The 7,279-nt window shown below is 66.3% G+C and carries 8 protein-coding genes; all 8 read left to right on the plus strand.

Annotated features, from left to right (window positions below; genetic code table 11):
* Positions 1-123 precede the first annotated feature (123 nt).
* Entirely contained in the window at positions 124-564 is a 441-nt protein-coding gene (gene sdhC, locus VF536_RS10135) for a succinate dehydrogenase, cytochrome b556 subunit (protein WP_331614720.1), read from the plus strand.
* Between the two features lie 76 nt (positions 565-640).
* The gene (gene sdhD / locus VF536_RS10140; RefSeq protein ID WP_331614721.1) at positions 641-1,003 is read left to right on the plus strand and encodes a succinate dehydrogenase, hydrophobic membrane anchor protein; all 363 of its coding nucleotides are present in this window, start codon (positions 641-643) and stop codon (positions 1,001-1,003) included.
* 3 nt (positions 1,004-1,006) lie between these two features.
* Positions 1,007-2,815: a succinate dehydrogenase flavoprotein subunit gene (sdhA, locus tag VF536_RS10145; protein WP_331614722.1), complete on the plus strand. Its 1,809-nt coding sequence runs from the start codon at positions 1,007-1,009 to the stop codon at positions 2,813-2,815.
* Between the two features lie 22 nt (positions 2,816-2,837).
* On the plus strand, positions 2,838-3,542 hold the full coding sequence (locus VF536_RS10150) for a succinate dehydrogenase iron-sulfur subunit (RefSeq protein ID WP_067273709.1): 705 nt from the start codon (positions 2,838-2,840) through the stop codon (positions 3,540-3,542).
* A gap of 40 nt (positions 3,543-3,582) precedes the next feature.
* The gene (locus tag VF536_RS10155; RefSeq protein WP_331614723.1) at positions 3,583-3,864 is read left to right on the plus strand and encodes a succinate dehydrogenase assembly factor 2; all 282 of its coding nucleotides are present in this window, start codon (positions 3,583-3,585) and stop codon (positions 3,862-3,864) included.
* 30 nt (positions 3,865-3,894) lie between these two features.
* Entirely contained in the window at positions 3,895-5,205 is a 1,311-nt protein-coding gene (gene gltA, locus VF536_RS10160) for a citrate synthase (protein WP_331614724.1), read from the plus strand.
* 197 nt (positions 5,206-5,402) lie between these two features.
* Positions 5,403-6,419, plus strand: coding sequence for a LacI family DNA-binding transcriptional regulator (locus VF536_RS10165; RefSeq protein ID WP_331614725.1), 1,017 nt, complete (start codon positions 5,403-5,405; stop codon positions 6,417-6,419).
* The coding region (locus VF536_RS10170; protein WP_331614726.1) for a ribokinase at positions 6,416-7,279 on the plus strand (864 nt) is incomplete at its 3' end. The genes VF536_RS10165 and VF536_RS10170, both read left to right, overlap by 4 nt.

Raw genomic sequence — 7,279 nt, forward strand, 5'->3', positions numbered from 1 at the left:
TTTCGCGTTGCGGCGCTGACGTTTTCATGGCAACGCCAGAAGACGAGATGCGCCCAGGACACCCTTGAGGGGTGTTGCGTTGCCATAAAATCTTCGGGTTTCACATTGATTACAAGGTCGGACATGACGGACGCCACCCAAGCCACCAAGAAGAATCGACCGGTCTACACCAACATCCATGTCACGCAGATCGTGTCGTACCGCTTGCCCCCGGCCGGCATCGTCTCGATCCTGCATCGCATCAGCGGCCTGCTGATGTTCTTCCTGCTCCCGTTCGTGATCTGGATGTTCGACACCAGCCTCACGTCCGAGATCTCGTATGAGACCTTCACCGCGGCCTTCGTGTCCGGCATCGGCTTCCTGCCGGGCTGGTTCATCAAGCTGGTGACGCTGGGCCTGATCTGGGGCTACCTGCACCACTTCATCGCCGGCGTGCGCCACCTGTGGATGGACGCGACGCACAGCGTGAGCAAGCAGCAGGGCCATGTCAGCGCCATCGTGACGCTGGTGTTGAGCGTGCTGTTGACGCTGGCGCTCGGCGCCAAGCTGTTCGGCCTGTACTGATTCCGCCGCGATCGCGCGGCCGCCGGTCGCGCGATCGGGATGAATTCCGACGATTGACCCAAGAGGCAAATCAACAATGACAACCTACGGAAGCAAGCGCATCGTCACCGGTGCGCATTACGGCCTGCGCGACTGGATGGTCCAGCGCGCCACCGCGCTGCTCATGGCGCTGTTCACCCTCGTGCTGCTCGCGCAAGTGCTGTTCACCAGCCAGCCGATCGGCTACGACCTGTGGGCCGGCATCTTCAGCAAGCAATGGATGAAGTTCCTGACCTTCGCGCTGATCGTGTCCCTGGCGTATCACGCCTGGGTCGGCGTGCGCGACATCTGGATGGATTACGTGAAACCGGTGGGCGTGCGGCTGTTCCTGCACACGTTCACGCTGGTGTGGTTGACGGGTTGCGCGGGTTGGGCGATCCAAGTGCTCTGGAGGCTGTAAGAAATGCAAATCGGAACCTCGCTGCCCAAGCGCAAATTCGATGTGGTGATCGTCGGTGCCGGCGGCTCCGGCATGCGCGCGTCGCTGCAACTCTCGCTGGCCGGCCTGAACGTGGCCGTCCTGTCCAAGGTTTTTCCCACCCGCTCGCACACCGTGGCCGCCCAGGGCGGCATCGGCGCCAGCCTGGGGAACATGTCCGAGGACAACTGGCATTACCACTTCTACGACACCGTCAAGGGCTCGGACTGGCTGGGCGACCAGGACGCCATCGAGTTCATGTGCCGTGAGGCGCCCAAGGTCGTCTACGAGCTCGAACACTTCGGCATGCCGTTCGACCGCAACCCGGACGGCACGATCTACCAGCGTCCGTTCGGCGGCCACACGGCCAACTACGGAGAGAAGCCGGTCCAGCGCGCCTGCGCCGCGGCCGACCGCACCGGCCACGCGCTGCTGCACACGCTGTACCAGCAGAACGTCAAGGCCCGCACCAACTTCTTCGTCGAGTGGATGGCGCTGGACCTGATCCGCGACGCCGACGGCGACTGCGTCGGCGTGACCGCGCTGGAGATGGAGACGGGCGAGGTCCACATCCTCGAAGCGAAGACCGTGCTGCTGGCCACCGGCGGTGCCGGCCGCATCTTCGCCGCGTCGACCAACGCCTTCATCAACACCGGCGACGGCCTGGGCATGGCGGCGCGCGCCGACATCCCGCTGCAGGACATGGAGTTCTGGCAGTTCCATCCGACCGGCGTGGCCGGCGCGGGCGTGCTGCTGACCGAAGGCTGCCGCGGCGAGGGCGCGATCCTGCGCAACGCCAACGGCGAGCGCTTCATGGAGCGCTACGCCCCGACGCTGAAGGACCTGGCGCCGCGCGACTTCGTCTCGCGCTGCATGGACCAGGAGATCAAGGAAGGTCGCGGCTGCGGTCCCAACAAGGACTACGTCGTGCTGGACATGACCCACCTGGGCGGCGACACCATCGCCAAGCGCCTGCCGTCGGTGCTGGAGATCGGCCACAACTTCGCCAACGTCGACATCACGAAGGAACCCATCCCCGTCGTGCCGACCATCCATTACCAGATGGGCGGCATCCCGACCAACGTCCACGGCCAGGTCGTCGCTCCCAAGGGCGACAACTACAAGGACATCGTCAACGGCCTGTACGCGGTGGGCGAATGCTCCTGCGTGTCGGTGCACGGCGCCAACCGCCTGGGCACCAACTCGCTGCTGGACCTGCTGGTCTTCGGCCGCGCCGCGGGCAACCACATCGTCGACGCCGTCAAGAACGGCGGCAAGTCGCACAAGCCGCTGCCCAAGGACGCCGCCGAGCTGACGCTGTCGCGCCTGAGCCGCCTGGAGTCCAACACCGGCGGCGAATACGCCCAGGGCGTGGCCGACGACATGCGCGCCGCGATGCAGTCGCATGCCGGCGTGTTCCGCACCAGCAAGCTGCTCGACGAAGGCGTCACCGCCATCGCCGCGATCCGCGAGCGGGTCAAGAACATCACGCTGCAGGACAAGTCCAAGGTCTTCAACACCGCGCGTGTCGAGGCCCTGGAAGTCGACAACCTGATCGAGGCCGCGCAGGCCACGATCGTGTCGGCCGCCGCGCGCAAGGAATGCCGCGGCGCCCACACGGTGAACGACTTCGAGCGCGGCGCGGACGATGCGGAATTCCCGCTGGGCCGCAACGACAAGGAGTGGATGAAGCACACCCTGTGGCATTCCAAGTCGAACAGCCTGACCTACAAGCCGGTGAATCTGCAACCGCTGACCGTCGATAGCGTCCCCCCGAAGGTCCGTACCTTCTGACCGGCCGCAGGAGCACTCAAACATGATCAAGCGCACCTTCAAGATCTACCGCTACGACCCGGACAAGGACGCCAAGCCGTACATGCAGACCATCGAGCTGGAGCTCGCCGGCAACGAACGCATGCTGCTGGACGCCCTGCTCAAGCTCAAGGCCGTGGATCCGTCGCTGTCGTTCCGCCGCTCGTGCCGCGAAGGCGTCTGCGGTTCCGACGCGATGAACATCAACGGCAAGAACGGTCTGGCCTGCCTGACCAACCTGCGTTCGCTGCCCGACGTCATCATCCTCAAGCCGCTGCCGGGCCTGCCCGTCGTCCGCGACCTGATCGTGGACATGACGCAGTTCTTCAAGCAGTACAACTCGATCCGTCCGTTCCTGGTGAACGAGGAAGCGCCGCCCGAGAAGGAGCGCCTGCAGTCCCCCGAAGAGCGCGACGAGCTCAACGGCCTGTACGAGTGCATCCTGTGCGCGAGCTGCTCGACCAGCTGCCCCAGCTTCTGGTGGAACCCCGACAAGTTCGTCGGACCCGCCGGTCTGCTGCAGGCCTACCGCTTCATCGCCGACAGCCGCGACCAGGCCACCGCGGAGCGCCTCGACAACCTCGAGGACCCGTACCGCCTGTTCCGCTGCCACACCATCATGAACTGTGTCGACGTCTGCCCCAAGGGTCTCAACCCGACGAAGGCGATCGGCAAGATCAAGGAATTGATGGTGCGTCGCACCGTCTGAGCCCGCTCGCACGCGAATCCACGCGAACTCACGCACACGCATGAACGCCGCCGACACGAACACCCTCATCGATGAGAGGGATCTCTCCAAGCTCAAATGGCGTTGCCGCCGCGGGCGGTTGGAGAATGATCTTTTCATCGAGCGGTTCTTCCGGCGGCACGAAGGCGCGTTGACCGAATTCCACGCGGAAGGCCTGCGTCAGCTGATGGACCTGTCGGACAACGACCTGCTCGATCTGATGCTGGCCCGCAAGGAACCGGCCGACGAGCTGGACCGGCCCGACGTTCATGCCGTGCTCGCGATGCTGCGGACCCCTCAGTAACCAGAACCCCCGAAGTCATAAGGAATGCCCATGACCCCGTCTGACGTCAAAGCCACCCTGTCGTTCTCCGATGGCAGCCCGCAAATGGATCTGCCCCTGTACAAGGGCACCATCGGTCCGGATGTGATCGACATCCGCAAGCTTTACGCCCAGACCGGCAAGTTCACCTACGACCCGGGTTTCCTGTCGACGGCGTCGTGCAACTCCACGATCACCTACATCGACGGCGACAAGGGCGAGCTGCTGTACCGCGGCTATCCGATCGAACAGCTGGCGACCAACTGCGACTACCTCGAGACCTGCTACCTGCTGCTGTACGGCGAGCTGCCCAGCCCGTCGCAGAAGGAAGAGTTCGTCAACCGCGTGACCAACCACACGATGGTCAACGAGCAGATGCAGTTCTTCCTGCGCGGCTTCCGTCGCGACGCGCATCCGATGGCCGTGATGACGGGCCTGGTCGGCGCGCTGTCGGCCTTCTATCACGACAGCACCGACATCAATAATCCCGAGCACCGCGAGATCGCCGCGATCCGCCTGATCGCGAAGATGCCGACGCTGGTCGCGATGGCCTACAAGTACACGATCGGCCAGCCCTACATCTATCCGAAGAACGACCTCTCGTACGCCGGCAACTTCATGCGCATGATGTTCGCCACGCCGTGCGAGGAGTACAAGCCCAACGACGTGCTGGTCCGCGCGATGGACCGCATCTTCACGCTGCATGCCGACCACGAGCAGAACGCGTCGACCTCGACGGTGCGTCTGTGCGGCTCGTCGGGCACCAACCCGTTCGCGGCCATCGCCGCGGGCGTGGCCTGCCTGTGGGGCCCGGCGCACGGCGGCGCCAACGAGGCCTGCCTGAACATGCTCAACGACATCCAGCAGATGGGTGGCGTGGCCAAGATCGGCGAGTTCATCAAGCAGGTCAAGGACAAGAACAGCAACGTCAAGCTGATGGGCTTCGGCCACCGGGTCTACAAGAACTACGACCCGCGCGCCAAGCTGATGCGCGAGACCTGCCATGAAGTCCTGAACGAGCTGGGCCTGCACGACGACCCGCTGTTCAAGCTGGCGATGGAGCTGGAGAAGATCGCGCTGGAAGACGAATACTTCGTCGCCCGCAAGCTGTACCCGAACGTCGACTTCTACTCCGGCATCGTGCAGCGCGCCATCGGCATCCCGGTGCCGCTGTTCACGGCGATCTTCGCGCTGGCCCGCACGGTCGGCTGGATCGCGCAGCTGAACGAAATGATCGGCGACCCCGAGTACAAGATCGGCCGTCCGCGTCAGCTGTTCGTCGGCGCTACGCAGCGCAACGTCACGCCGATCGCCCAACGCTGATCGAGCGGACATCGAGCCGGAACACCGGCTCGTTGCACGAAGCCCCTGTGCCCCGGCCAGGGGCTTTTTTGCATCTGAATATTTGATGCGCGGGCTTCGCCCCGACCGGAAGCGCATCGCCCTTGGGTTATGCTTTGCAAACGTTTGCAATTGACTGAACCTGCCAGTTTGGCACGAGCAGAGGACCGGATCGACCGATGAGCACCATCAAGGATGTGGCCGCGCTGGCGGGGGTGTCCTTCACCACGGTGTCGCATGTGCTGAACAACACCCGGCCGGTGAGCGCCGAAGCGCGAGCGCGCGTGCTGGCGGCGGTCGACGAGATCGGCTACCTGCCCAGCGCGGTGGCCCGGTCGCTGCGTCGCAGCGAGACCAAGATCGTCGGCGTGCTGGTGCCCAACGTGCGCAACCCGTTCTTCGCGGAGCTGGTCGTCGGCGCCGAGGAGTGGTGCCGCCAGGCGGGCTACTCGGTCTTCCTGTGCAACTCGGACAACGATCCCAAGCATCAGCAGGCCTACCTGCGCACGCTGCTCGAGAAGCGCATCGACGGGCTGCTGCTGAGCTCCGCCGGCGATGCCGAGACGCTGGCCAGCACCTTCCGCCACGCGAGCGTGCCGGTGGTGACCGTGGACCGCCTGGTGCCCGGCGCGCGCGCGGACCGCGTCAGCGTGAACAACCAGCTCGGCGCCTTCGAGGTCGTGCGCCATCTGCTGGAACTGGGCCACCGCCGCATCGGTTGCGTGAGCGGCCCCGCCGAATTCGAAGTGACCACCGAGCGCGTCGCCGGCTGGCGCAACGCGATGCAGCAGCGCGGCCTGGAGGCGCGCGCCGAATGGCTGGCCGAGAGCGACTTCAGCACCGCCGGCGGCTACGAGGCCGTCAAGGCGCTGCTGACGCGCCAGCCCGAGTTGACGGCGGTCTTCACCTGCAACGACCTGATGGGCATGGGCGCGTTGCGCGCCGCCGCCGAGCTTGGCTTGAACGTGCCGCGTCAGCTGTCGGTCGTGGGCTTCGACGCCATCGAACTCGGCAGTTATGTCTATCCCGCGCTGACCAGCGTGGGCTGCTCGATCCGCGAGCTCGGCCGGGAGGCCGGCCGCGCACTGATCGAGCGCATCGAGAATCCCCAGGCGCCCTTCAAGGACCTGCAACTCGTGCCGCAGGTCGTGCTGCGCGAGAGCACTGCGGCGCCGTCGTCTCCGGAGCTTTCATGACTTCAGCAAAGGCTGCCGCCACCGTGGTGGTGGTGGGCAGCGTCAACATGGACCTCGTGGCCCACGCCGCGCGCCTGCCCGCGCCGGGCGAGACCCTGATCGGCGAGGCCTTCGCCGGCACGCCCGGTGGCAAGGGCGGCAACCAGGCGGTGGCCGCATCGCGGCTGGGCGCCGAGGTCGCGCTGATCGGCCGCGTCGGCATGCGCCAGCACGGGCAGGACCTGCTGAAGGCGCTGGAGGCGGAGCGCGTGCACGTGCAGGCGATCCGCCGCGACGAGGCCGCCTGGCCCGGCGTCGCCGTGATCATGGTCGCGAGCGAGGGCGGGGAGAACGCGATCGTGGTCGTGCCCGGCAGCAATGCGGACCTCGATGCGGCCGACGTGGAGCAGGGCAGTGCGCTGCTGCGCCAGGCCAAGGTGGTCGTGGCGCAGCTGGAGGTGCCGCTGGCGGCGATCCAGCGCGCCTTCGAGATCGCCCGCGAGGCCGGTGTCACCACGGTGCTGAACGCCGCGCCGGCGCAGGACCTGCCGGCCGCGCTGCTGGGTTTGAGCGACTGGCTGATCGTCAACGAGACCGAAGCGCTGCAGTTGGCTCGCGATGTGGCGTTGCCCGGCGATGCCGACGGCATCGCCATCGCGCGCGCGACCGCCGCGCATCTGCGGACGCTGGGGCCGCGCCACGTGCTGGTGACGCTCGGCGGCGCGGGCGCCTGGCTGCTCTGCGACGAGCATCCCGACGGTCTGCACCTGCGCGCGTCCCGCGTGGACGCGGTGGACACGGTCGGCGCCGGCGACACGCTGGTGGGCGGACTCGCCGTCGGCCTGGCCGAAGGCCTGGTGCCGGCCCGCGCGGCCGCGCTG

The sequence above is a fragment of the Roseateles sp. genome (assembly GCF_036486225.1).
Taxonomy (GTDB): domain Bacteria; phylum Pseudomonadota; class Gammaproteobacteria; order Burkholderiales; family Burkholderiaceae_C; genus Roseateles.